Annotated in this window: 25 protein-coding genes; 12 read left to right on the top strand and 13 right to left on the bottom strand. The window is 61.6% G+C overall.

Going from position 1 to position 25,135, the window contains the following annotated elements; all coding sequences use genetic code 11:
- Position 1: 1 nt before the first annotated feature.
- Complete coding sequence (gene arsB / locus VJ651_RS23285) at positions 2–1,087, top strand: ACR3 family arsenite efflux transporter (protein WP_324109717.1); 1,086 nt, start codon at positions 2–4, stop codon at positions 1,085–1,087.
- 73 nt (positions 1,088–1,160) lie between these two features.
- On the opposite strand, the gene VJ651_RS23280 is transcribed toward arsB, so the two are convergent.
- The 13 genes from VJ651_RS23280 to VJ651_RS23220 all read right to left on the bottom strand — a co-directional run bounded on the left by VJ651_RS23280 (position 1,161) and on the right by VJ651_RS23220 (position 11,702).
- Complete coding sequence (locus tag VJ651_RS23280; RefSeq protein ID WP_324109716.1) at positions 1,161–1,658, bottom strand: heme-binding protein; 498 nt, start codon at positions 1,656–1,658, stop codon at positions 1,161–1,163.
- Positions 1,655–2,176: a thioredoxin gene (locus VJ651_RS23275; RefSeq protein WP_324109715.1), complete on the bottom strand. Its 522-nt coding sequence runs from the start codon at positions 2,174–2,176 to the stop codon at positions 1,655–1,657. Before VJ651_RS23275 ends, VJ651_RS23280 begins: the two co-directional genes overlap by 4 nt.
- A 7-nt stretch (positions 2,177–2,183) precedes the next feature.
- Positions 2,184–2,684, bottom strand: a complete 501-nt coding sequence (locus tag VJ651_RS23270; protein WP_324109714.1) for a TlpA disulfide reductase family protein — start codon at positions 2,682–2,684, stop codon at positions 2,184–2,186.
- Between the two features lie 3 nt (positions 2,685–2,687).
- Complete coding sequence (locus VJ651_RS23265) at positions 2,688–3,290, bottom strand: rhodanese-like domain-containing protein (RefSeq protein ID WP_324109713.1); 603 nt, start codon at positions 3,288–3,290, stop codon at positions 2,688–2,690.
- A gap of 16 nt (positions 3,291–3,306) precedes the next feature.
- Positions 3,307–5,019, bottom strand: coding sequence for a thiosulfohydrolase SoxB (gene soxB / locus VJ651_RS23260; RefSeq protein ID WP_324109766.1), 1,713 nt, complete (start codon positions 5,017–5,019; stop codon positions 3,307–3,309).
- Between the two features lie 78 nt (positions 5,020–5,097).
- On the bottom strand, positions 5,098–5,712 hold the full coding sequence (gene soxX / locus VJ651_RS23255) for a sulfur oxidation c-type cytochrome SoxX (RefSeq protein ID WP_324109712.1): 615 nt from the start codon (positions 5,710–5,712) through the stop codon (positions 5,098–5,100).
- Positions 5,713–5,723: 11 nt separating this feature from the next.
- Positions 5,724–6,530, bottom strand: coding sequence for a sulfur oxidation c-type cytochrome SoxA (gene soxA, locus VJ651_RS23250; RefSeq protein ID WP_324109711.1), 807 nt, complete (start codon positions 6,528–6,530; stop codon positions 5,724–5,726).
- Positions 6,531–6,605: 75 nt separating this feature from the next.
- Positions 6,606–6,917 carry a thiosulfate oxidation carrier complex protein SoxZ gene (gene soxZ / locus VJ651_RS23245; RefSeq protein ID WP_324109710.1) on the bottom strand — a complete coding sequence of 104 codons (312 nt, stop codon included), beginning with the start codon at positions 6,915–6,917 and terminating at the stop codon, positions 6,606–6,608.
- 50 nt (positions 6,918–6,967) lie between these two features.
- Positions 6,968–7,429 (bottom strand): thiosulfate oxidation carrier protein SoxY, encoded by a 462-nt coding sequence (gene soxY, locus VJ651_RS23240; RefSeq protein WP_324109709.1) that lies wholly within the window; start codon positions 7,427–7,429, stop codon positions 6,968–6,970.
- Between the two features lie 105 nt (positions 7,430–7,534).
- Positions 7,535–8,617 (bottom strand): c-type cytochrome, encoded by a 1,083-nt coding sequence (locus VJ651_RS23235; protein WP_324109765.1) that lies wholly within the window; start codon positions 8,615–8,617, stop codon positions 7,535–7,537.
- 124 nt (positions 8,618–8,741) lie between these two features.
- Entirely contained in the window at positions 8,742–10,103 is a 1,362-nt protein-coding gene (gene soxC / locus VJ651_RS23230; protein ID WP_324109708.1) for a sulfite dehydrogenase, read from the bottom strand.
- 113 nt (positions 10,104–10,216) lie between these two features.
- Complete coding sequence (locus tag VJ651_RS23225; protein ID WP_324109707.1) at positions 10,217–10,585, bottom strand: metalloregulator ArsR/SmtB family transcription factor; 369 nt, start codon at positions 10,583–10,585, stop codon at positions 10,217–10,219.
- A 121-nt stretch (positions 10,586–10,706) separates the two neighbouring features.
- Entirely contained in the window at positions 10,707–11,702 is a 996-nt protein-coding gene (locus VJ651_RS23220; RefSeq protein WP_324109706.1) for a LysR family transcriptional regulator, read from the bottom strand.
- 147 nt (positions 11,703–11,849) lie between these two features.
- On the opposite strand from VJ651_RS23220, the gene VJ651_RS23215 reads away from it, so the two are divergent.
- The 11 genes from VJ651_RS23215 to VJ651_RS23165 all read left to right on the top strand — a co-directional run bounded on the left by VJ651_RS23215 (position 11,850) and on the right by VJ651_RS23165 (position 24,878).
- Positions 11,850–13,271 carry a form I ribulose bisphosphate carboxylase large subunit gene (locus VJ651_RS23215; protein ID WP_324109705.1) on the top strand — a complete coding sequence of 474 codons (1,422 nt, stop codon included), beginning with the start codon at positions 11,850–11,852 and terminating at the stop codon, positions 13,269–13,271.
- Positions 13,272–13,323: 52 nt separating this feature from the next.
- Entirely contained in the window at positions 13,324–13,680 is a 357-nt protein-coding gene (locus tag VJ651_RS23210; protein WP_324109704.1) for a ribulose bisphosphate carboxylase small subunit, read from the top strand.
- 114 nt (positions 13,681–13,794) lie between these two features.
- A complete protein-coding gene (locus VJ651_RS23205) occupies positions 13,795–14,598 on the top strand; it encodes a CbbQ/NirQ/NorQ/GpvN family protein (RefSeq protein WP_324109703.1) in 804 nt (267 codons plus the stop codon).
- A gap of 9 nt (positions 14,599–14,607) precedes the next feature.
- On the top strand, positions 14,608–16,923 hold the full coding sequence (locus tag VJ651_RS23200) for a nitric oxide reductase activation protein NorD (protein WP_324109702.1): 2,316 nt from the start codon (positions 14,608–14,610) through the stop codon (positions 16,921–16,923).
- 153 nt (positions 16,924–17,076) lie between these two features.
- Positions 17,077–18,156: a class 1 fructose-bisphosphatase gene (locus VJ651_RS23195; RefSeq protein WP_324109701.1), complete on the top strand. Its 1,080-nt coding sequence runs from the start codon at positions 17,077–17,079 to the stop codon at positions 18,154–18,156.
- 20 nt (positions 18,157–18,176) lie between these two features.
- Positions 18,177–19,046, top strand: coding sequence for a phosphoribulokinase (locus VJ651_RS23190; RefSeq protein WP_324109700.1), 870 nt, complete (start codon positions 18,177–18,179; stop codon positions 19,044–19,046).
- Positions 19,047–19,135: 89 nt separating this feature from the next.
- Entirely contained in the window at positions 19,136–21,136 is a 2,001-nt protein-coding gene (gene tkt / locus VJ651_RS23185; RefSeq protein ID WP_324109699.1) for a transketolase, read from the top strand.
- Positions 21,137–21,139: 3 nt separating this feature from the next.
- Entirely contained in the window at positions 21,140–21,856 is a 717-nt protein-coding gene (gph, locus tag VJ651_RS23180; RefSeq protein ID WP_324109698.1) for a phosphoglycolate phosphatase, read from the top strand.
- A gap of 29 nt (positions 21,857–21,885) precedes the next feature.
- Complete coding sequence (gene gap, locus VJ651_RS23175; RefSeq protein ID WP_324109697.1) at positions 21,886–22,896, top strand: type I glyceraldehyde-3-phosphate dehydrogenase; 1,011 nt, start codon at positions 21,886–21,888, stop codon at positions 22,894–22,896.
- A 33-nt stretch (positions 22,897–22,929) separates the two neighbouring features.
- Complete coding sequence (gene fba, locus VJ651_RS23170) at positions 22,930–23,994, top strand: class II fructose-bisphosphate aldolase (RefSeq protein ID WP_324109696.1); 1,065 nt, start codon at positions 22,930–22,932, stop codon at positions 23,992–23,994.
- 74 nt (positions 23,995–24,068) lie between these two features.
- On the top strand, positions 24,069–24,878 hold the full coding sequence (locus VJ651_RS23165) for an HAD family hydrolase (protein ID WP_324109695.1): 810 nt from the start codon (positions 24,069–24,071) through the stop codon (positions 24,876–24,878).
- The last annotated feature ends 257 nt before the right edge of the window (positions 24,879–25,135 follow it).

The following is a 25,135-nucleotide window of genomic DNA, read 5'->3' as shown; positions in this document are numbered from 1 at the left end:
CATGTCCGCACAATGTGAAGTCACCGGCAAGCGCGCCGCCAAGGCGCCGCTTAGTTTTTTCGAACGCTATCTGACTGCGTGGGTAGCCTTGTGCATCGTCACCGGCATCCTCCTCGGGCAAGGTTTGCCCGACATCTTCAAGGCTGTCGGCGCGATGGAAGTCGCGAAGGTGAACATACCGGTGGGCTTGCTGATCTGGGTGATGATCATCCCGATGCTCCTGAAAATTGACTTCGGCGCCCTGAACCAGGTGCGCGCGCATGTCAAAGGGATAGGCGTGACACTCTTCGTCAACTGGCTGGTCAAGCCGTTTTCGATGGCGCTGCTGGGCTGGCTCTTCATCCGCGTTCTGTTCGCGCCGCTGCTGCCTGCCGCGCAGATCGACAGCTATATCGCCGGCCTGATCCTGCTGGCGGCCGCGCCCTGCACCGCGATGGTTTTCGTCTGGAGCCGCCTGACCGACGGCGATCCGTATTTCACCCTGTCGCAGGTGGCGGTCAACGACCTCATCATGGTGTTTGCATTTGCCCCGGTGGTCGGCCTGCTGCTGGGCGTGTCGAGCATTACGGTGCCGTGGGATACGCTGATCACCTCGGTCATCCTGTACATCGTCATTCCCGTGCTGATCGCGCAGGCGCTGCGCCGCATGCTGCTGGCCAGGGGGCAAGCGGTGTTCGATGCGGTGATGGCGAGAATCCAGCCGTGGTCGATTGGCGCGCTGCTGCTGACGCTGGTGCTGCTGTTCGCGTTTCAGGGTGACGCCATCATCAAGCAGCCGCTCGTGATCGCGTTGCTGGCTGTGCCGATCCTGATCCAGGTCTTCTTCAACTCGGCGCTTGCGTACTGGCTGAATCGCAAGCTCGGCGAAAAGCATTCGGTGGCATGCCCTTCCGCCTTGATCGGCGCGTCGAACTTCTTCGAGCTGGCGGTTGCCGCAGCGATCAGCCTGTTCGGATTCGAGTCCGGCGCTGCGCTCGCGACGGTGGTCGGCGTGCTGATCGAAGTGCCGGTGATGCTGCTGGTCGTGAAGGTGGTCAATGGCAGCAAGACCTGGTATGAAGCGGGAGCGCATTCCGCGTCGATGTGAACAGCTGACGAGGCATCCAGTCCGAATTCGTGCGGACCGGCACGCGGCCGCTGAAAAAGCGCATAACGCCCGGCTAGAACTCCAGCTCTTCCGCGATCGCGTCGATGCCGGCCTTGGCGCATGCGTCATCCGCACTGCCGTTCGGCGCGCCGGACACGCCGATGCCTCCATACAAGGTGCCGCCTGCTTCGATCATCAGGCCGCCACCGATGGCAAGCACGCGCGGGATGCTGCGGATACCGCTGGATTCCTTGCCGCTCTGCGTCGATTCCGCGAACTGGCTGGTGTTGGACTTGAAACTGACCGCGGTCCACGCCTTGTTGACGGCGGCTTCCGGCGTATGCATGCCGGCGAAGCGATCGCGCAGGACGACCTGCGTCTGCCCTGCCCGATCGACCACCGCGATCGCCACCTGATAGCCGCCGTCGCGGCATTTTTTCAAGCCGGCCTGCGCTGCCTTGAGCGCCGTTTCCGGCGTCATCAATTTGATCGCGTAGGTAGCTTCCGCTGCGTGAACACCGGCGCTTGCGAAAATTGCGAGCGCAATGGCGAGCTTGTGCTGGTCTTTCATGGTCTTCCTCCCGTTGTTGCGGTGTATCCGGCTTGCGCCAGCTTGCGTGCGGCTTCGGCGAAGGCATTGTCCAGATATCCGCCGTAGAGTCCCACCGTGTCGCCACCGACGATCGGCGCTGTCAGAAGCCTACCGTCGGCATCGAGCATCAGCACGGTCGGTGCGAATCGAATTCCGTAGCTGCTCGCCAGCGCGCGCTGGCTGATCCGCTCCTGGTGAAAGCCGATGAGCGTACCGTGGCCATTGACCTGCACTTCGCGGATGACGGGGCGCTGTTGCTCCGGCAGATCGCGCAGCAGCGGCGCGAGATAGTTGTGCCGCACGACGTTACAGAAGGAGCATCCCGGGAGCGAGAACAGGATCACCACCGGCTTGGCGCGCAGCTTTGCCACGCGGCCGTCCTGACTCAAGTCGGTCGGCGCCGGAAGTTCGGCGGAAGCGTCGGATGCCGTCGCTGCATGTGCGCTGAACAACAGGAAAAGCAGTGCGGAAAGCGCCGGCAGGATGGCCGCGCCCATGCCTAATCTAACGAGCCAGGCGCGCGATATCATCGAAGTCTTCGTCAAAAATCTCACCAATGTCGATTCTGAGCGCCTTGCCGTTCTTGTCGAATACCTGGTTGACCGGCAAGCCTTTCAGCCTGCCAAAGGCATTTTCGAATGCGCTGAAGTCGGTGGTTACCGGATAGGAAAGCTTGTACTTCGCGATCCAGCGCTCCGTCTTCGCCCGCTGCTCAGGATCGTTGCGCTCGATGTTGACGCCGATGACGGTCAGCTTGTCCCGGTTTTCGCGGTAGAGTTTCTGCAGCTTGGGCGCTTCATTCATGCAGAACGGGCAGCCGGATGAAAAATAGCTGACCACCAGCACCTTGCCACGCAATGCGGCGGCATCGATGGTCTTGCCGTCGATGGAACGAACCGCCGGCAATACGGGCGTGTCGCCGACGTGCAGCTCGGCCGCGTTGAGCGCGCCGGCAAGAAAGCACAGGCAAGCGCCCACCATGAATTTCCGCAGACTCGGCTTCACGCTTCAGAACTTCGGAAAATACAGCTTGTTCTTGTCCAGCTTGTAGCTCCACGGAAGGCCGACATTCTTCCAGCCGTTCACGACCCGCTGTCCAGCCTTCGCGCCATCCTTCGCGAGATCGCCCTCATAACCATCGACGACGGTGTAGACCTTGCGATAGCCGAGATCGTTGAGCAGATTCGCCGCACGGGCGCTGCGGTCTCCCGAGCGACACAGGAGAATGATGGTGTCGTTCCTGCCGAGGCCCTTGTCCGCGAGACGGCGTCCCAGCTCCGGCGCGAAATCATTGTTCGGCTCCAGCTTGAATCGCCCCGCCTTGTCGTCCCAGGGTGCATCGTCGGGATGCTCGACGTAGGGGATGTTGGCATCGGCCACGGTCGGCATGCCGAGGTAGGACACTTCCGCCCGCGTGCGGACGTCCACCAGGAACGCCTTGTCGCCGAGCTTCTGCTTGAGCGCGTAGGCTTCCGGCGCATCAAGATACAAGGCTTGTTTGGTGCGCTTGACCTCGGGCACTTGCGCAGCGTCTGCGGCCCATGCATTCGCCCCGCCCAATGAAAAGACCGTCAGAAAGATCAGTGCGCCTGCAACGCGTTTTGTTCTCATGATTTTTCTCCAGATTTCAGATCGCAATGCCCGGATTGCCTTCCATGCCGATGATGCGCGGGGTGTTGAGCTTGCGCGGCGCGACGGTCTTCTTGTCGCGCAGCCATGTCGCCACGACTTCCCACACAGGCTCGCCGCTTGCACCTTCCGCGACAGGCGCCCAGCCCGCCACCTTGTAGGTCTTGCCGGCGTCGATCGGATTGCCGTTCAGCCGCATGTCCTGAATGCGTGAACCCATCTTCGCGCGCGGATCGATGGCGTAGCTCATGCCGCCCACGCGCACCATGTCGCCGCCCTGCTGATAGTACGGATCCGGATTGAACAGATTGTCGGCGACGTCTTCCATCACGTTCTTGATGGTCGCGCCCGTCATCTCGGTCAGCGTGCTGTACGAATAGGTCGTTGCGGTCTGGTCCATCAGATGCTCCATCAGGATCGGGCTGTTGGGCAGCAGCGAGGTGCCCCAGCGGAATCCCGGCGAGAAGGCGAGATCGGCGCCCTTCATGTCGATCAATGCATCGACGATCAGCTGGTCGAAGGTGCCGTTGAAATTGCCGCGACGGTAGAGCGTCCCTTCGGTCATCGCGAGCTTTTCGTTCAGCTTCGATTCGTACGGCGCGCGAATCTTCTTGATCAGCGCATCCATCTCCTTGTCGGCCGGCAGGAAATTGGAGAATACCGGCATCAGGCGATAACGGAAGTCCTGGATTTTTCCGCCGCGCACATCGAAGTCGAGCACGCCGAGGAATTTGCTGTTGCTGCCCGCATTGGTGACCAGCGTCTTGCCGCCGGCATTGCTGACAACTACCGGTTGCGGCATGCCGTCATGCGTATGGCCGCCGAGGATGGCGTCGATGCCGCGCATGCGCGAGGCCATCTTGATATCCACGTCCATGCCGTTGTGCGACAGAACGACGACCACCTTGGCACCCTTGCCGCGCGCCTCGTCGACCATCTTCTGCATGTTCTCGTCCTGGATGCCGAAGCTCCATTCCGGCACCATGTAGCGCGGATTGGCGATCGGCGTGTACGGGAATGCCTGGCCGATGATGGCGACCTGCACGCCGTTCATTTCCTTCATCACATAGGGCTCGAACACCTGGTCGCCGAAGTCGGTGGTCTTGATGTTCTGCGCAACGAAGTCGACCTTGCCCTTGAAATCCTTCTCGACGATTTCCTTGACGCGCTTGTCGCCCAGGGTCATTTCCCAGTGCGCCGTCATCACATCGACGCCGAGTGCGAGACAGGCATCGACCATGTCCTGCCCGTTCGTCCAGAGCGCCGTGCCGGAACCTTGCCAGGTGTCGCCGCCGTCGAGCAGCAATGCGCCCGGACGCGACGCCTTCATGCGCTTGACCAGCGTGGCAAGATGCGCAAAGCCGCCGACCTTGCCGTAGGATTGCGCGGCCTTTTCGAAATCGAGATAGGAGAAAGCATAAGCCTCCGCCGTATTCGGTCGCGCTCCGACCTGCTTGAGCAGTTTCTCGCCGACGAGATGCGGCATGCGTCCGATCGCTTCGCCGATGCCGAGGTTGACGTTCGGCTCGCGGAAATAGATCGGCAGGAGCTGCGCATGGCAGTCGGTAAAATGCAGAAAGTGGACGTTGCCGAAGCGCGGCACGTCATACATCTTTCCAGCGGATGGCGCGGCGAACGCGCTGCCCGCGTTCAGCGTCATTCCGCCGGCCGCGGCTATCCCCATGACATGCATGAATTCACGCCGATTCATTCCCATTGCTGTTCCTCGAAATTCTGAATTGGTTGATCCGAGCGCGGGCACCCGCTGCCCTGCCCGTTTGACTGTCGTTTATTTGTTGGCGGGCGAGGCGGGGTCCAGCAGCAAGGCCATGACGTCCTTGATCTGCGCCTCCGTCAAGATGCCGGAGTGACCGAAGCGCGGCATGTTGGAACATGCGGAGTACGCCTGCGAGTTGTAGATCTTGCCCCAGGTGTACTTCATGATCTCGTCGCTGTTTCCGCGCAGCTTGCCGTAGTTGTACAGCGAAGGTCCGATGTTGCCGAAGGAGATTTCTTCCTTCGTGATCTGGTGGCAGGCATAGCAGTTGCCGCCGTTGGCATCGCCGACCTTGTCGGACGATTGCATGCCACGGCCATTCTGCGCGATCTTTTCACCGTCCTGCCACTTGCCGAGATACTTGCCGTCGGACGGATACTTGATCGTCTTCATCTGGTTCGCCTCGATCTGCGCGGCCACGTCCTTCGGGCGCTCGGACGGATATTCGCTGCACAGGCGCTGCGCCTCGTCCTGGTTCAGCATGCGCTCCATCGTCGCCGGCCCCTTCGACTTGAAGTCGTTCTTCAGCAACGCCAGCGCTGCCTTGCCGTAATCGGTGTCCGTCGCCACCGTGGCGCAGCCCGCGATCGCCAGCACGCCTGCCATCATGATGCTCATACGTTTCATGTCGTTTCTCCTTATCGCTTGAGCGCCGGGGCGTTATACACGCCGCCTTCCGCATTCTTTGCCAGGAACATCGTTAGCGCCGTGATGGCGTCCGATGCATAGCCCGGCTCGGGGAAACGCTGCTGGCGGAAACAATCGTTCAGACGATGTTGCATGGTACGGACTTCGCCCTGCGAAACGCGGTAGGCCGGCCAGGTGGTGTAGGCGGCCTGTGCGTTGGCCTTGTTTAGGATGTTGGGCAGTTCCTGCAGACGGATGCGTTGGCCGTCGGTGCCGTGGCAGGTGGCGCAGGAAAAGTCATGTGCACCGGCACGGTAGAAGAAGATCTTCTTGCCCGCCTCGTAGGCTGCCTTTTCCGCCGGATGATCGGTCGGGGTCGCCATCTTCATGCCGCGCGATTCGGCCGTGATATACGACACGATCGCCTCGATGTCGGACGGCTTGCCTTGCGCGGCGAACGGCTGCTTCGTCGCTTCTTCTCGGCTCAGTCCCTGCAGGTTCATGCGGCAATGGATCAGCCGCTGCTCCAGGTCCATCACCTTGCCGGCATCCTTGAAGTAGCGCGGCAATTCGACGTAGGCGCCCTTGACGACGCCCGGCCCCTTGCCCAGATCGCATTGCTCAAGCGAGACGTTCTTCGGGCCCGCATTCTTTTTCCACAATTCCTCGCCGCGCATTTCCCACAACTCGGCGGGATTGCCATCGGCGAGCATCTGGCGATATTTCGCGATTTCGTCCGTTGCGGAAGTCTGGGCCGATGCGGACGCCGCCGTCGCGGATGTCGCGATGGCGACCAAAATGAGGCCTTTCCAGTTCATGCTGTCTCCTTGGTACAAATTGATTAGAAACCACTCTTGCCGGTGGTATGACGTGCGAACAGCAGCTATATCCAATCAGGAAATCGTGCCTTCGTCGGTGCGCGTGTCGCCCTTGGTATCGACCCAGGTCACGGCGACCTTGTCGCCCTTGGCGCCGCCCTTGAACTTGAACGACAGGAACGGGTCCTTCGAGACGGACGGGCCGAACTGCGCGTCCAGCACAAGCTTGTCCTTGCACTTGGCGGTCAGCGTCTTGATGTAATGCGCCGGGATGACCTTGCCCGCCGCATCCTTGCGCTGACCTGTTTCCATGTCGTGACGCATGAGAATCTTGACTTCGACTACATCGCCGTTTGCACTGGCGCGAATACGCATTGGATCTGCCATGATGATTTCCTTCGAAAATTCGTAAAAATGGATTCGATGTCGGGTGTCGATCAGCCGCCGCAGCCGCCGAGCGTGACCTTGATTTCCTTGCTGGCGACCAGCCATTTGCCGTCGGCCTTGACCAGCGCATGCACGTTCGACGTGGCGCCCATCTTGACGCGGGTACTGATGACAGCTTCGGTGCCTGCGGGAATGTTGAAGCCGGCCGACATCGCGCTCGGGTTCTTCTCCACCAGGATGGCCATGTATTCCGTGTTGGGAACCTTGCTGCTCACGGATACCGGGACCACGGCGCCGTTTTCGGCAATATCCGGGCCGGTGATGGCGACGTCGCCGCTGACCGCGAACTTGTCGCCGCCGAGCGCCTTGACCACGTCATCGATGCTTTTCGCGTCGAATGCCGTCTGGTTCCAGTCCGCTGCAAATACATCGCTTGCCTTGAGCAGGCCCGCGGTGAACGCCATGCCGAGAACGGCGGAAATCCGCAACATGTCGCGTCGATTTTGATTCATCTCTCTCTCCTATCAAATAACAAGGCGTGTCTAGTTAGCCCTGATGCAAAAAGCGTTCGCCGGAATGCCGTGCCGCATTCCGTACGGCGCTCAACTTTTTCTGTCTTACTTCGCGCCCGCGAGAATCCAGGACACGATGGTCTTGATTTCGTCTTCCTTGACATGCGCCTGCGACGGCATGGGAACCGCTCCCCACACGCCGCTGGTGCCGCTCTTGACCTTGCCGATCAAGGCGGACTCGGCCGTTGCATTGCCTTTGTATTTCGCGGCAATTTCGTTGAAACCGGGCCCGACGATCTTGTTCTCCACGCCGTGGCAGGCGACGCACGCGTTCTTCTTCGCCATCGCAAGGCCTTCCGGTTCGGCAGCAGTGCTTGCGCCGGCGGCGCTCGCGGTCGCGGCCTTTGCAGCCGACAACGGTCCGGTCGGCGCCGGCTTGGTCGTGTCGACGCCGCGAACCGGACCGAAGGCGCGGTTCTGCTGCGCCACGTTGCCATGCGCATTGCGCGATACGTCGGGCAAAGTCGAATGAATCTTCTCGTCGACCGGGCAATTCTTCATGCAGGCGACGCTCTTGACGTCCGGCTTGCCATGGATGTCCCACATGCCGTGATTGGTCGTCATGCCGTTGCGGTTCGGCATGCGCTTCTGCACGTCGGCGATGTTCTCGTTCGACAGCGTGAAATCATCGGGAACGATTTCCGCCATGTTGAGAATGTAGGCGAGCACCGAATAGACCTCTTCCGTCGACAGCGATTTCGGTGCGGTCCAGGGCATGGCACGGTTGATGTAGTCCCACAGGGTCGAGACGGTTGCGACCTTCATGATCGTGGTCTTCTGCGGCTGGCGGCCGTTGGTCAGCGAGGCGACGCGCCCGGTCTTGATGTCGTCTGGCGTGGTGCCGCCGATGATGGGCGTGAAGACTTCATTGGATTCGCCGAAGGTGCCGTGGCAGCTGGCGCACTTGCCTTCCCATATCTGCTGGCCTTTCGCGACCGTGCCCGATCCTTTCGGCAGGCCCTTGAAGTCGGGACGCACGTCGATATCCCATGCCGCGATTTCCTTCTCGGTCGCGCTGCGGCCGATATTGGGGAACTTCTCGGCGAACGCCAGGCCGCTCGTTACCGCCAGCGCCACGGCGGCGATGAATGTCAGGCTATGCTGAACAAGTCTTCGCGTGCCCCGCATCCTGATTTCGGGCGGTCCGCGGCGTTGCAAATCCTCGCCATGGTCCCGCCATGTCTGCGGTTTGCGCCTTGCGGCCCATCCCGAACTCAGGCCCGCGCCATCGCGAAACTTATTCAGCATAGCCTTAATAAACCTGGACATTCGACACCTCTCCGGATTCGGCGACTTTCCACGACTGGATCGCATTGTTGTGATAGATGGATTTCGTTCCGCGAACCGCGCGCAGCTCGTTGATCTTCGGCTGCACATAGCCGGTTTCGTCGATTGCACGCGACTGCAGCACGGCCGGCGAGCCGTCCCATACCCAGTCGATGTTGAAACGCGTGAGGCACTTCGACAGCACAGGCGTCTCCAGGCGCGCGGTGCGCCAGTTGCGGCCGCCGTCGACCGACACATCGACGCGCTTGATCTTGCCGCGGCCCGACCATGCGAGGCCGGTGATGTTGTAGAAACCCTTGTCGAGCAGCGTCTGCCCCGCGGAGGGCGTGGTGATGACGGATTTCGTTTCCTGGATCGAGGTGTACTGGCGGAAGGTCCCGTCGGGCATCGCGTCGATGTAATGGATCGCTTCGTCCTTGGTGGCATAAGGCTTGTCGCCGACTTCGATGCGGCGCAACCACTTCACCCAGGACACGCCCTGCACGCCGGGCACGACGAGGCGCAAGGGATAGCCGTTTTCAGGGCGCAGCATTTCGCCGTTCATTCCCCACACGACCAGCACGTCATCCAGCGCGCGGTCGATCGAGATGGTGCGTGTCATGGCCGAGCCGTCCGAACCTTCGGCCAGCACTACCCTGGCGTTCTTCTTGTCGTAACCGCAGTCTTCCAGCAGATAGGACAGCGGCACGCCGGTGAACTCGCTGCAGCTCAGCATGCCGTGCGAATACTGCACCGTCGGCACCGCGACGTTGCCCCACTCCATCGCGGTATTGGCGCCGCATTCGATGAAGTGCATGCGCGACACGGAAGGCATGCGCATCAGGTCGTCCATGGTGTAGACCTTGGGGTTCTTCACCATGCCGTTGATCATGAAGCGATGCTTGCTCGGGTCGACGTCATACCAGCCTTGATGATGACGCTCGAAATGCAGTCCGCTCGGCGTGATGATGCCGAACAGGCCCTGCAGCGGAGTGAATGCCACCGAGGCTGCCGACACGCGGGTCAGGCCCGGCGATTCGCGACGCAGGAGATTGGTTTCAAACTTCGAAGGCATGCCGTAGGCATTGGTCGCGACCGGCTTGCCGAGAGTCTTCGCATGCTCGGGCAAGGTCAGGATATTGCTGTCCCCTTCGAAACTGCTCGCCGCGGCCTGGGCCAGAGCCGTGCCGCTCGCCATCGCGGCGCTGGCGGCCAGAAAGCTGCGGCGCAAGAAGCCGCGCCGTTCCTTGTTCATGCCGTCCTTGCTGATCTCCTCCGCAAGCCGGCTGTCGACGAAATTTTCGGGCGCTCGAAGTATCCGGCCCGTTTTTTTGATTTCATGAGACATGCAGCGTCATCCTCGTAGAATTGTTGGCTCTTTTAATCTTGTATAAAACTATATAACTACATCTTAATATTTAAGGCAAAAATAAATCCGGAAAGTAATTCCGGATCGGGTGCTTAGTCGCCGCCGGCCATGAAGCTGTCGACGGCGTCCTTGTCCAGGGTCTTGTTGTTCGCCAGCTTGGCCGACATCTTCCCGCAGACCGTGCGGCACACGTCAACCGTGTTCTGATCGTCGATGCGGTAATAGACCTGGGTGCCGTCCTTGCGGCGCGCCAGGATCTTCGAGCGATACAGCATGTTCAGCTGGCGCGATACGTTGGCCTGGGTCGACTCGATTTCCGAGACGATCTCGCCGACCGGGCGCTCGCCCCCGCACAGCGCATGGAGAATCTTGAGCCGCGTCGGCTCGGAGAGCAGAAAGAAGTAATTCGAGACCTCCTCAAACAACTCCTGCATCTGTCCTTTTTCAAGTTTCTTGTCCATGTTCGCAGAAATTTCTTTATATGTGTAAGTGCGCATATAAACAAATTCTACGAATCTTTGCAAATCCTTTTTATTGTGCGATGCACCAACGGAGCCTGAAACGATCCTGGACCGCGCCGATCTACTCCCCCGCCTTCACCGCTTCTCCGCCTTGCATCTGCCGCTCCACGCGCGTCAGCTTGTTGCGCACCTGGACCGAGGTCTCGGCAAAGGCGGAATCGAGATAAGGTCCCGCCTGCGCGATGATGAATTCCTTGAACGCAGCCGTGGCCGGCGACAGGTGCTTGTTGCGCAGATGCGCTGCGAACCAGGTACGCATCATCGGCATACCCTTCACGTCGAGCACGGCCAGCTCGCCCGCCTTCAGTTCCAGCGCCAGCGTATGCAGCGAAATGAAGCCAAGGCCGAGGCCGGCGATCACCGCCTGCTTGATGGTTTCATTGCTGCCCATGACCATGCCGCGCCTCGGCTGTATCTGCTGCTCGCTGAAAAAGCTCTCCATCGCCAGCCGGGTACCCGATCCCTCTTCCCGAATCAGGAATGTCTCCTCGCTCAGATCCGCCGCCTTGATCCGGCGCCGCGCGGCCAAGGGATGATCGGGCGATGCAATGATCACGTGCGGATGCCGCGCCAGGGGAAACGACAATACGTCCATCTCTTGCGGCGGCCGCCCCATGATCGCGAGATCGATCTCGTTGTTGTGCAGGAGCTGGATCAGGTTTTCGCGATTGCTGACGGTGATGCGCAATTCGATCTCGGGATGGCTTTGCCTGAACAGCGCGATCAGCTTCGGCACAAAGTATTTCGCCGTGCTGACCAGCGCCACCGTCACCAGGCCGGCGCGCAATCCGGTCAGCGCAGCGAGACTGTCCTGCGCGTTCTTGATCGCACCCAGCACTTCATGCGCGGTGCGCTCCAGCTGCCTGCCCGCTTCGGTCAGGTACATCTTTTTGCCGATCTTGTCGAATAAAGGCATGCCGACCGATTCTTCCAGCTGGCGTATCTGCATCGATACCGCCGGCTGCGTCAGGAAAAGCTCCTCGGACGCCCGCACAAAACTCAGGTGCCTTGCCGCAACACTGAAAATCTGCAGCTGGCGCATCGTCAGATTTCTCATCATCACTCCGGAAAAGTTTCGCGTGGCGTTACTTAAATAAAACCTTATTTATACCCTAATTATTATTGAATGTTCTTTATTCATCCACCTGCATACACTTCAGTCATCGCAGCAGTTCACGATAACCCATCAATCAAGGAGTGGCAGATGACTGTCAAGAAGTACAGCGCGGGTGTGAAGGAATATCGCAGCACCTATTGGGAGCCTTTCTACACCGTCAAGGACACCGACATCCTTGCCTGCTTCAAGATCACCCCGCAGCCCGGCGTGGACCGCGAGGAAGCCGCAGCCGCCGTCGCGGCCGAATCCTCGACCGGCACCTGGACCACGGTGTGGACCGACCTGTTGACCGACCTCGACTACTACAAGGGGCGCGCCTATCGCATCGAGGATGTGCCCGGCGACGACACTTGCTTCTACGCATTCATTGCTTACCCGATGGACCTGTTCGAAGAAGGTTCGGTGGTCAACGTCTTTACCTCGCTGGTTGGCAACGTGTTCGGTTTCAAGGCAATCCGTGCGCTGCGCCTGGAAGACGTGCGCTTCCCCATCGCTTATGTGAAAACCTGCGGCGGCCCGCCGAACGGCATCCAGGTGGAACGCGACAAGATGAACAAGTACGGCCGTCCGCTGCTCGGCTGCACCATCAAGCCCAAGCTCGGCCTGTCCGCCAAGAACTACGGACGCGCCGTCTATGAATGCCTGCGCGGCGGCCTCGACTTCACCAAGGATGACGAGAACGTCAACAGCCAACCCTTCATGCGCTGGCGAGACCGTTTCGACTTCGTGATGGAAGCGATCCACAAGGCCGAGAAGGAAACCGGCGAACGCAAGGGCCACTACCTGAACGTGACCGCGCCGACGCCGGAAGAGATGTACAAGCGCGCCGAGTACGCCAAATCGCTCGGCGCACCGATCATCATGCACGACTACATCACCGGCGGCTTCTGCGCCAACACGGGTCTGGCCAACTGGTGCCGCGACAACGGCATGCTGCTGCACATTCATCGCGCGATGCACGCCGTGCTCGACCGCAATCCGCACCACGGCATCCACTTCCGCGTGCTGACCAAGATCCTGCGTCTGTCGGGCGGCGACCACCTGCACTCCGGCACCGTGGTCGGCAAGCTCGAAGGCGACCGCCAGGCGACGCTGGGCTGGATCGACCTGATGCGCGAACGCTTCGTGGAAGAAGACCGCAGCCGCGGCATCTTCTTCGACCAGGACTGGGGTTCGATGCCGGGCATCTTCCCGGTGGCGTCCGGCGGCATCCATGTCTGGCACATGCCGGCCCTGGTTTCCATCTTCGGCGACGACTCGGTGCTGCAGTTCGGCGGCGGAACGCTCGGCCATCCATGGGGCAATGCGGCCGGCGCGGCGGCCAATCGCGTGGCACTGGAAGCCTGCGTGGAAGCGCGCAACCAGGGCCGCGACGTCGAGAAGGAAGGCAAGGACATCCTGATCGCTGCCGCCAAGCATTCTCCCGAACTGAGAGCGGCGATGGAAACATGGAAGGAAATCAAGTTCGAGTTCGACACGGTGGATAAGCTGGACGTGGTGCACAAGTAGGCACAAGCAAGCGCAGCCATCGCTCGCAGAGAAACAGCATCGGAGACATCAAATGAGTGAAATGCAAGACTACAAATCGCGCCTGTCCGACCCGGCCAGCCGCAAGTTCGAAACCTTTTCCTACCTGCCGGAGATGGATGACGACCGCATCCGCAAGCAGGTCGCCTACCTGGTGAGCAAGGGCTGGAATCCGGCCATCGAGCACAGCGAGCCGGAAAACGCCTTCGACCATTACTGGTACATGTGGAAGCTGCCGATGTTCGGCGAAACCGATGTCAGTGCCATCCTGGCCGAGGCCGAAGCCTGCCACCGCGCCAATCCGAATCATCACGTGCGCCTGATCGGCTACGACAACTTCAAGCAGAGCCAGGGCGCGTCGATGGTGGTTTACCGCGGCAAGACTGTCTGACCGATAACGTCAACATTTTCGGGCGAGGCCGCTGCGTCCCTTTTTTCTGTCGCAGCAGGCCTCTTTTGGGCGGCGGGGCATGCCGTTCCGTCGCAGCTTTTTTGACACCGCATCATGACTGATCCGATCGCACAATACCGTTTTCAGGAAGAGCCGTATTACCGCGCCACCGGCGACGAGATCGCCTTGTACGAGGCCGCCTATTCGGCCCGCATGCCGATGATGCTCAAGGGGCCGACCGGCTGCGGCAAGACCCGCTTTGTCGAATATATGGCATGGCGCCTGGATCGGCCGCTGATCACCGTCGCCTGCAATGAAGACATGACGGCATCCGATCTGGTCGGGCGCTTCCTGCTCGGTGCCGAAGGTACGTACTGGCAGGATGGCCCGCTGGCATTGGCTGCGCGTCATGGCGCGATCTGCTATCTCGACGAAGTGGTGGAAGCGCGCCAGGACACGACGGTCGTCATTCATCCGCTGACCGACAGCCGGCGCGTGCTGCCGCTCGACAAGAAGGGCGAACTGTTGCGCGCCCATGCCGATTTCCAGATCGTGATTTCCTACAACCCGGGTTATCAGAGCCTGATGAAGGATCTCAAGCAATCGACAAAGCAACGCTTCTGCGCGCTCGATTTCGGCTATCCCACGAAGCAGGTCGAACTGGAAGTGATCGTGCATGAAACCGGCGTGGACGAGGACATCGCGAACCGCCTGGTCGGCATCGCCGAGCGCGGCCGCAATCTGAAAGGCCACGGACTGGACGAAGGCATTTCCACCCGCATGCTGGTGTACGCCGGTTCGCTGATCGCCAAGGGCATCAAGCCGCTCGATGCCTGCCGCATGGCACTGGTGCGCCCCCTGACTGACGATCCCGACATGCGCGACGCACTCGACGCCGCTGTCACCACCTATTTCTGACAACGAACCATGCTGGCCGCGCAAACCGACATCAGCGAGCTACCGGGCAAGGTCCAGGACGCGATCGATGCGTCTGCCGCGCAGGCAGCGAAGGCGTTCACGCCGCACGGCCTGCTGTCGTATCACGCCGGCATTGCCGCGCTGTGCCGGCTCGGTCGTGGAGACGGCCTTGCTCTCGCCTTCGTCAATGCGGCACCGTCGATTGCGCGCGAACTGGGCGAGGATGTGCTCGATGAACTGGTGCAGGAAGCGCTGCGGCTGGCGTCAAAAACCAGCGGAGCCGTGATCGAAAGACTGCTGGAAACGGCACCCCTTGCCGCCTCCCGGCTCGGCGACGCTGAAGTGTTCCATGGCTATCTGTCGCTGATCCATCACATCGCGGCCAACGCCCCGCGCGCGCTGCGCCCGATGCTCGACAAGCTGGATACCCTGCTCGGCCAACTCACGCTCGGCGGACTGCGGCGCTGGGCACAATGGGGCATTCATGCGCACCGCACGCATTTCGACGATCAGGTGCGCTACTTCGGCCTCGACAGCGCGGAATCGCTCGCCATCGTGCAGCAGGAGCGGCGCGGCACACTGTTTGTCGATGTGCACCGGCGCATCGGCATGTACCTGCGCGCCCTGTTCGGCCGAGACTTCATCATACGCCCGACCGCCGGCGATTTCGAGTCGCGCAACGGCTATCGGCCTTCCATCGATGAATACCTGATTCACTTGCCCGACGCCTACGATGACGTCGGCAATGTCGGCGGACTCGACATCTATCGTGCTGCGTCGGTGCATGCTGCGGCGCATGTCGTCTACACCACCGACCGGCTTTCTTCGGAAGGTCTGAGCCCATTGCAGATTGCGGCCGTCAATGTGGTGGAAGATGCGCGCATCGAAGCACTCGCCATGCAGCACTTTCCCAAGCTGCGCCAGCTATGGTCGCGACTGCACATGGCAAGCCCGGCGCAATGCGCCGCCCTCGGCGACTACCTTGACCGTGTGGCGCGTGCACTGCTCGATCCGGCGTATGTCGATGACGATGCGATCGTCGCAGATGCGCGGTCACACTTTGCACGAGCGCACCGGGACTTGCGCAGCAATCTCGTCTCGCACGACATCGGACTCGCGCTGGCCGAACGACTCTCCGCCCTCCCCATCACCGCCCGTGCGGCCGATGCCGTTCGGTCCGCGCCTTATCGCGATGACAACCGTCACACCTGGGAATACCGTGGCTATGACACGCGGGCGGCGCTGGAGGAGCGCTACCGCTTCTCGCACCAGCAGCGCCGGCATGTGAACCTGATGGAGTTCGTCAACGAGATCGACACCGAAACGGCCGGCGACGACGCGCAAGAAGTCTGGGTACTGAAGAGCGAACTCTTTCCCTATGAAGATGGCGGCGTTTCGTATAACGCCGTCGAAGGCGCGCAGGCGCAGGCGGCTCCGCTGCCCTATCCCGAGTGGGACTACCGCATCCAGATGCAGCGCCCCGCCTGGGCGCAGATCATCGAGTCGCTTCCCGCTCAGGGCGATGCCGCGCGCATCGATGCCATTCTTGCACGTCACAAACCCTTGACCGGGCGACTGCATCGCCTGATCGAAGCCCTGCAGCCGCAAGGCGTGCAGCGCCTGCGCAAGCAGGAGGACGGCGACGAGATTGACCTGAACGCGGTACTCGATGCATGGACCGACCTGCGACGCGGCCAGATGCCCGACAGCCGCTTCATGCTGCGTCACAAGCGTTCGGTGCGCGATATCGCGGTGCTGATCCTGCTGGACCTGTCGGAATCGGCGAACGAGAAGCTTGCCGGCTCGGAGCAACGCATCATCGACCTCGCGCTGGAGGCGGCCGTCCTGACTGCGGACACGCTCGAACGCATCGGCGATCCGTTTGCGATCCATGGTTTCCAGTCGGACGGCAGGCACGCGGTGCACTACCGTCGTTTCAAGGATTTCAAGCATGCCTATGACGCGCAGGCGAAAGGCCGCCTGTGCGGCATGCGCGCCGAGCTGTCCACGCGCATGGGAGCAGCCTTGCGGCATGCGACGCACCTGATGCACAAGCAGCCACAAGGGCAGAAGCTGATCCTGGTGCTGACCGATGGCGCGCCGGCGGATGTGGACGAACGCGATCCGCAGTACTTGCGCCAGGACGCGAAGAAGGCCGTCGAGGAAGCGCGGCGCGCGGGCGTCACGACCTTCTGCCTGAGTCTCGATCCGCAGGCGGACGATTATGTCGAGCGGATTTTCGGCAGAAGCCATGCGATGGTTCTGGATAACATCGCGCGCCTGCCCGAAAAGTTGCCGGCGCTCTATGCGGCGTTAACAAAATGAGCTGCCTTTTTGCTATGGCAAGGAATGTGACTCCGGCACCGACAAGGCTGGCGTTCGATAAGCGGAATTTATATTCACCTTAAAAACATCTGACTGTATATTAATTACCTAATTAGTTATATTGAGATAGATAGCATAATAATTGGAGACACCATGCCCAACGGACGCACCACCTTCAGCAAGTTCATCATCGAGCAGCAGAACCGGCTCGAGACCGCCGATACCGACCTGACGGCATTGCTCAACGATGTACAGACTGCATGCAAGTACATCGCATCAGCCATCTCGCGCGGCGCACTGAACGGCAGGCTGGGCAGCACCGCCCAGCTCAATGTTCAGGGCGAGACGCAGAAGGAACTCGATATCGTTTCGAATGAAATCTTCATCGAAAGCTGCGCGCTCGGCGGCCAGCTCGCGGGCATGGCGTCGGAGGAAATGGAGGATGTCTATCCGGTGACCAATCCGTCCAAGCGCGGGCGCTTCCTGCTGTTGTTCGATCCGCTCGACGGTTCCTCCAATATCGACGTCAACGTGTCCGTCGGCTCGATCTTCTCCATCCTGCGCGCTCCCGAGGGCAAGGCGACCGTCGCCGCCGACGACTTTCTCCAGCCAGGCACGCAGCAGGTCGCGGCCGGCTACGCAATCTATGGCCCGGTGTCGATGATCGTGCTGACCATGGGCGACGGCGTGAACGGCTTCACGCTCGACCGCGAGATCGGCGCCTTCATCCTCACACATCCGAACCTGCGCATTCCGTCGGACACCTGCGAGTTCGCGATCAACACTTCCAATGCGCGCTTCTGGGAACCGCCGGTGCGCCGCTACGTGGAGGAATGCGTGGCAGGGCGGACCGGCCCGCGCGAAGCCGACTTCAACATGCGCTGGATCGCATCGATGGTGGCCGAAATCCATCGCATCCTGATGCGCGGCGGCCTGTTCATGTACCCGCGCGACAGCAAGGATCCGGTCAAGGCCGGCCGCCTGCGCCTGCTGTACGAAGCCAATCCGATGAGCATGATCGTCGAACAGGCAGGCGGGCTCGCCTCCACCGGCTACGAACGCATACTCGAAGTCCAACCATCCAATCTGCATCAGCGCATTCCAGTGATCCTGGGTTCGTGCAATGAAGTCCGGCGTCTCGATCAATATCACGCCGATCACGCGGCGGGTACGGACAAACCGTTCGAATCGCCGCTGTTCAATACACGCAGCCTGTTCATGCAGCCCGTCTAAGCCAATCACTGGATTTCGCCATGTCAAAGAAACATCCCATCATCGCCATCACCGGTTCCTCCGGCGCCGGCACATCGACGGTCACCAAGACCTTCGAACACATCTTCCGTCGCGAAGGCCTGACCGCCGCCCTCGTCGAGGGCGACTCCTTCCATCGTTTCGATCGACAGACGATGAAAGTCCGCATGGCGGAAGAGCTCGCCGCCGGCAACCAGCACTTCAGCCACTTCGGCCCGCAGGCCAACCTGTTCGAAGAACTCGAAAACCTGTTCCGCCGCTATGGCGAAACCGGCAGCGGCATGGTGCGCAAGTACCTGCACAACGAAGAGGAAGCCGCACCCTACCATCAGGAACCCGGCACCTTCACGCCGTGGGAAGAAATCCCGACCGGCACCGACCTGCTGTTCTACGAAGGGCTGCATGGCGCAGCGGTCGACGGCAACATCGATGTGGGCCGCCACGCGGATCTGCTGGTCGGCGTGGTCCCGACCATCAACCTCGAATGGACGCAAAAGCTGATTCGCGACAAGAGCCAGCGCGGCTACTCGCAGGAAGCGGTGGTCGACACCATCCTGCGCCGCATGCCGGATTACGTGAAATACATCTGCCCGCAATTCTCGCGCACGCACGTCAATTTCCAGCGCGTGCCGATGGTGGACACCTCCAATCCGTTCATCACGCGCGACATCCCGACCGCGGATGAGAGCATGGTCGTGATCCGCTTCGCCAATCCGAAGGGCATCGACTTCCCCTACCTGCTGTCCATGCTGCACGACTCATGGATGTCACGGCCCAACATCATCGTCGTCCCCGGCGGAAAGATGAGTCTGGCGATGCAGTTGATCTTCACGCCGATGATTCTGCGGCTGACGGAGATGAAGAAAAAGTAAGGCCGGGAAAGCGCCAACGCTGAGCGGGCACGACGTCGTGCCCGTGGGGCTCGCTTTCGCCTGCAATATCCGACTTAACAGGAAAACACATGACCATCACCAGCCAGCAACTGTCCAATGCCCTGCGCTTTCTTGCCATCGACGCCGTGCAGGCCGCCAATTCCGGCCACCCCGGCATGCCCATGGGCATGGCCGACATCGCCGAGGTGCTGTGGCGACGCCATCTGCGCCACAATCCGTCGAACCGGCGCTGGATCGACCGCGACCGCTTCGTCGTCTCCAACGGCCACGGTTCGATGCTGCTGTATGCCCTGCTCCACCTGAGCGGCTACGATCTGCCGATGGAGGAATTGAAACGATTCCGCCAGCTGCATTCGAAGACGCCCGGACACCCGGAATACGGCATCACGCCCGGCGTCGAAACCACCACCGGTCCGCTCGGCCAAGGGATCACGAACGCCGTTGGCATGGCACTGGCCGAGCGGCTGCTGGCGGATGAGTTCAATCGCCCCGGACATGTCGTCGTCGATCACTTCACCTACGTCTTCCTCGGCGACGGCTGTCTGATGGAAGGCATTTCGCACGAAGCCTGCTCGCTGGCCGGCACGCTCAAGCTCGGCAAGCTGATCTGCTTCTATGACGACAATGGCATTTCCATCGACGGCCATGTCGAGCACTGGTTTGCCGACGACACGCCGCGACGCTTCGCAGCCTATGGATGGCAGGTGATTCCGAACGTCGACGGACACGACCATGAGGCGATCGACAAGGCAATCCAGCAGGCACGCAACGAGTCCGGCAAGCCGACGCTGATCTGCTGCAGGACCGTGATCGGCAAGGGCAGCCCCAACAAGGCCGGCACGAACGACGTGCACGGCGCGGCACTGGGCGAAAAGGAAATCGCGGCGACACGCGCGGCCCTCGACTGGCCCTACGCGCCCTTCGAGATTCCCGACCGCATCCGCGCCGAATGGGACAACCGCGAGCGCGGCGCCATGATCGAGCGCGCGTGGAACGAACGTTACGTCGCCTATGCCGCGCAATATCCGCAGGAAGCCATCGAACTCATGCGCCGCATGGCCGGCCATCTGCCGGAAGGATGGCCGGTGCATGCGCTGGAAGCGCAGCATGAGACCTGCCGCAAGGGCGAGACCGTGGCCACCCGCAAGGCATCGCAGAACGCCATCGAAGCCCTCGCGCCCAGACTGCCGGAACTGCTGGGCGGTTCCGCCGACCTGACCAGCTCCAACCTGACCAACTGGAGCGGATCGGTCGCGGTGCGCGCCGACAAGCGCGGCAACCACATCAACTACGGCGTGCGCGAATTCGGCATGAGCGCCATCATGAACGGCATCGCGCTGCACGGCGGCTACATTCCCTACGGAGGCACTTTCCTCACCTTCTCGGATTACAGCCGCAATGCCTTGCGCATGGCCGCACTGATGCGGATCCGCTCGATCTTCGTGTTCACCCACGACTCCATCGGCCTCGGCGAAGACGGCCCTACGCATCAGCCCGTCGAGCATGTGACGAGCCTGCGCATCATTCCCAACATGAGCGTCTGGCGCCCGTGCGACAGCAGCGAAACCATGGCCGCCTGGAGTGCCGCGATCGAGCGCAGGAACGGCCCGACCGCGCTGATCCTGTCGCGCCAGAACCTGCCCTTCCAGATACGCACGCCGGAACAAGTGATCGCGATTCGCCGCGGCGGCTACATCCTGTCGGAAGCAGCCGGCGGCAAACCGGCCGCTATCCTGATTGCGACCGGCTCGGAAGTCATGTTTGCCATGGACGCGCAGCGCGATCTGGCCGAGGAAGGCATCTTCGTGCGCGTGGTCTCCATGCCCTCCACCACGGAATTCGACATGCAGGGCGACACCTATCGCCGCAGCGTGCTGCCGCCGGATGTGCCCAAGATTGCGATGGAAGCGGGCGTCACCGATCTTTGGCACAAGTATGTCGGCGACAAGGGCCGCGTGCTCGGCATCAACAGTTTCGGTGAATCCGCACCGGCGCCGCAACTCTACAAACATTTCGGACTGACCGCCGCAGCCCTGTGCGAAGCGGTCAAGGACATGCTGGGGAAATAAGCAATGACAATCACCTCCTGGACCCGCCCCGTCAATGCAGTGCTGTTCGACCTCGACGGCACGCTGCTGCATACCGCTCCCGACATCACGGCCGCGGTCAACATGATGCTCAAGAGCCGCAACCTGCCCGTCCTGCCCGAGGCGCTGGTGACCAACCTGATCGGGCGCGGCAGCCCGGCCCTGATCGACCGCGTGTTCGATGTACACGACGTGCCCTTGTCGCCCGGCGAGCGGCTGGATGCCCTGCAGCTGTTCCAGCAGTTCTATGAGGAGATCGTCGGCACCTGCGCCCGTCCCTATCCCGGCGTGGTGGACGCACTGGAGCGTCTGCGCGACATGGACCTGAAGCTCGCGGTCGTGACCAACAAGTACCACCGCTTCGCGATCCGTCTGCTGCGCCAGTTCCATATGGCGTCCCTGTTCGACCTGGTCGTCGGCGGCGACACGCTGGAGGCGCGCAAGCCCAATCCCCTGCCCATCCTGCACACCTGCGACAGCCTCGGCGTACCGGTCACGCAGGCCTTGTATATCGGTGATTCCCCGATCGACGTGGAAGCGGCGAAAGCCGCCGGCATCCCGGTCTTCTGCGTGCCCTATGGCTATCGCGAAGGCCAGGCGCTATCGGCGCTCGCCTGCGACGGATTCATCGAATCGCTGGCCGACATTCCGACCATGATCACCGGCCGCCACGGCGCCAGGCGCGAGCAGAAAAGCGCATAACACGCATTTCACATTCTCTGGAGACCAACATGACGATACGCGTTGCAATCAATGGCTACGGCCGCATCGGGCGCAACATCCTGCGCGCCCACTACGAAGGCGGGAAGAAGCACGATATCGAGATCGTTGCCATCAACGACCTCGGCGACGCCAACACCAATGCGCATCTGACGCGCTACGACACCGCCCACGGCCGCTTCAACGGCAAGGCTGAGGTTGACGGCGACACTATGACCGTCAACGGCGACCCGATTCTGGTTGCGGCCACGCGCCATCCTGCCGAGCTGCCGTGGAAACGCCTCGACGTGGATGTGGTGCTGGAGTGCACCGGATTCTTCACGTCCAAGGAGAAGGCAGGCATGCACCTCGCTGCCGGCGCGAAGAAGGTAATCATTTCCGCTCCCGGCGGCAAGGATGTCGATGCGACCATCGTGTACGGCGTCAACCACCAGGTGCTCAAGGCATCGGACACCGTCATCTCGAACGCCTCCTGCACCACCAACTGCCTTGCGCCGATGGTGCTGCCGCTGCACCGCTCTCTCGGCGTGGTGCAAGGCCTGATGACCACGATCCACTCCTATACCAACGACCAGGTGCTGACCGATGTCTATCACAGCGACTTGCGCCGCGCGCGTTCGGCAACCATGTCGCAAATTCCGACCAAGACCGGCGCCGCCGCAGCGGTCGGCCTGGTGCTGCCGGAATTGAACGGCAAGCTCGACGGCTTTGCGGTGCGCGTGCCGACCATCAACGTTTCGCTGGTCGACCTGACCTTTACCGCAGCGCGCGAGACGAGCGTCGAGGAAGTGAATGCCATCATGCGCGACGCTGCCGCCGGCGACCTCAAGGGCATCCTCGAATACAGCGACCAGCCGCTGGTATCCGTCGATTTCAACCATCATCCCGCCTCATCGAATTTCGACGCCAGCCTGACCAAGGTCATCGGCAACCTGGTCAAGGCCAGCAGCTGGTATGACAACGAATGGGGATTCTCCAACCGCATGCTCGACACCACCGTCGCGCTGATGCAAGCACGCTGATCCCCAACCTCACGCAGACACAAGGAGACAACAATGGCACTGGTATCACTTCGACAATTGCTCGACCACGCGGCCGAACACGGCTACGGCCTGCCGGCCTTCAACGTCAACAACATGGAGCAGATCCAGGCCATCATGCAGGCCGCCGATGCCTGCGACAGCCCGGTGATCCTGCAAGGCTCGGCCGGCGCGCGCAAGTACGCCGGCGAGGCCTTCCTGCGCAAGCTGGTGGAAGCCGCAGTCGAGACATATCCGCACATCCCGGTCGTGATGCACCAGGACCATGGCGCCAGCCCCGCCGTATGCCAGCGCTCGATCCGCTCCGGATTCTCGTCGGTGATGATGGACGGCTCGCTGATGGAAGACATGAAAACGCCCTCCTCCTTCCAGTACAACGTCGAGGTTACGCGCCACGTGGTGGACATGGCGCATGCGGTCGGCGTGTCCGTCGAAGGCGAACTCGGTTGCCTCGGCTCGCTCGAATCCGGCATGGCCGGCGAGGAAGACGGCTCCGGCGCGGAAGGCATGCTGTCGCACGAACAGATGCTGACCGACCCTGCGCAGGCCGCCGACTTCGTCGCGCAGTCCGGCGTCGATGCACTCGCCATCGCCATCGGCACCTCGCACGGCGCCTACAAGTTCAGCCGCAAGCCGACCGGCGACATCCTCGCCATCGCCCGCATCCGCGAAATCAATGCCCGCATTCCGAACACGCACCTGGTCATGCACGGCTCCAGCTCGGTGCCGCAGGAATGGCTGGAGATCATCCGCAAGTACGGCGGCAACATCAAGGAAACCTACGGCGTGCCGGTGGAAGAAATCCAGCAAGGCATCAAATACGGCGTGCGCAAGGTCAACATCGACACCGATATCCGCCTCGCGATGACGGGCGCGATGCGCAAGCTGATGGCGGAGAAGCCGGAAGAATTCGATCCGCGCAAGTTCCTTGCCGAAGCAACCAAGGCGGCGCGCGGAATCTGCAAGACGCGTTTCGAAGCATTCGGCAGCGCGGGACAGGCATCCAAGATCCGCGCTGTGCCGCTCGATACCATGGCGACCCGCTATGAACAGGGCGAGCTGAAGGCAATCGTGAAGTAATGCAGGTGGCGTTCGGTGCGGCAAGCAGGCATTGCCGCCCTGACTGTGGTGCATCATGCTCATTGGAGTGTCGAATGAAAAGCCTCGCCGATCCGTACTTTGACGAGGGCCTGCTGCAGGCCCTGATCTTCGATGTCGACGGCACGCTGGCCGACACCGAGCGCGACCTTCACCGTGTCGCATTCAATAGCGCGTTCCGCCAGGCCGGTCTCGACTGGACCTGGGACGTGGCCACCTACGGTCGCCTGCTGAAAGTGGCAGGCGGCAAGGAACGCATCCTCCATTACATACACACCTGCGTCCCGCAGCAGGCGCCACCAAACCCGGAGGCGCTCACGCGCGAACTGCACGCGCTGAAGACGGAGTTCTACCTGGAACTGTTGCACGAAGGCGAAATCGCGCTCCGTCCCGGCGTCGAGCGCCTGATCCGCGAAGCGCGCAACGCCGGCTTCCGCCTCGCGATTGCAACCACCACCACCTACGCCAACGTGGTCGCGCTGCTGCACGCCACGCTGGGCGAAGGAGCGCACAAGTGGTTCGAGGTCATCGGCGCCGGCGACGCGGTGCCGAACAAGAAACCGTCGCCCGACATCTACCGCTACGTCCTGCAAAAGCTCGACCTCCCGCCCGCCGCCTGCTTCGCCTTCGAGGATTCCGCGAACGGCTTGCGGGCAAGCAGCGGTGCCGGGCTGCGCACCATCGTCACCCCAACGGTCTACACCGCGCGCGAAGACTTCAGCGACGCGTTTGCCATCCTGTCCGATCTGGGCGAGCCCGATTCGCATTGCACGCACTTCGGCGGCTGCCGCCCACTGCGCGGCGCGGTTGATACTGCGCAGCTTGATATGTGGCATGGATATGTTGCCGCGGCGTTGGCTTGCTGAGGTAGGTGCAGCGGAACGTTGTCCCCCCTGCTTGGCACACCCATCGAGACCGCCTTGCCTTGCCCAGTCATGCCTAGGAGTCGAGGCGCGGCCAGCTTGAACGCAAGCCGCCACAGTTGCTGCATGGGCCAGTCGGTCTCCAGGGTCCAGGGAGAAACTGGCGGAGAGGGCTTTCTAGGTCTGGAGTGACCTGGAATCGGTCATCCGCCGGCGCTGGCCCGGAGCGCCCCTACCGCGCGAGCGGTTTAGTCCTACGA

It is taken from the genome of Noviherbaspirillum sp., assembly GCF_035254865.1.
Classification (GTDB): Bacteria; Pseudomonadota; Gammaproteobacteria; order Burkholderiales; family Burkholderiaceae_D; genus Noviherbaspirillum.
The sequence above is the reverse complement of the archived record's forward strand: the minus strand, read 5'-3'. Positions and strand labels throughout refer to the sequence as shown.